The following is a 517-nucleotide window of genomic DNA, read 5'->3' as shown; positions in this document are numbered from 1 at the left end:
GTCTAAACCAAACGGTCGTGCTGCGCTGCGCGTGTCGGGTGCGGATTATATTTCTTCACGGGAAATGTTGCCGGGTGTCGTCAAATGTGCGAAGGGCGTTGTCAAAGCTGGCACTTCTTTCGCTACTATTGCCCACTGAGTAGGTATGCGGAAGGCAAGTAGTGTTTTGCCCTTAGCAGTAAACGTTTCATCTAGGTCGTGTATTCATGAGCCAACCTGACTAATAGTGCTACGGACACCTAATCCCTTATCCAGAGTTGTCCTTGTGAACAGGATTAGCATGAAGAATCTTAGAGCTCAGCGACGATTCATTGCAGAGTACCGTGCGCTTTCAAGACAGGAAAAAACATCATGAATGAAAATTTTTCAACACATAAGCGCCAACTTTCACTTGTCGAACTATCGGAGATCACAGCAGTTAAAGACGGGGAAGTTTTTGCCGGCGAATATGCAAACTGGGCAAGCAGGTGGGATCGATGACAATGAACGAACTCAGGTAGTTCTACGACAGGCAGAG

The 517-nt window shown here is 47.2% G+C and carries 1 protein-coding gene; it reads left to right on the top strand.

Going from position 1 to position 517, the window contains the following annotated elements:
* Positions 1 to 351: 351 nt before the first annotated feature.
* Positions 352 to 480, top strand: a complete 129-nt coding sequence (locus JK635_RS24815) for a hypothetical protein (RefSeq protein ID WP_306792981.1) — start codon at positions 352 to 354, stop codon at positions 478 to 480.
* Positions 481 to 517 lie beyond the last annotated feature (37 nt).

Origin of the sequence: Neobacillus paridis (assembly GCF_016765675.1) — a bacterium.
Lineage (GTDB): Bacteria > Bacillota > Bacilli > Bacillales > Cytobacillaceae > Neobacillus > Neobacillus paridis.
This window is presented reverse-complemented; position numbering and strand designations above follow the sequence as displayed.

What these genes read in the sequence shown, in the direction of transcription:
- JK635_RS24815 (WP_306792981.1), top strand. Translation starts at nt 352, where the DNA reads ATGAATGAAAATTTTTCAACACATAAGCGCCAACTTTCACTTGTCGAA.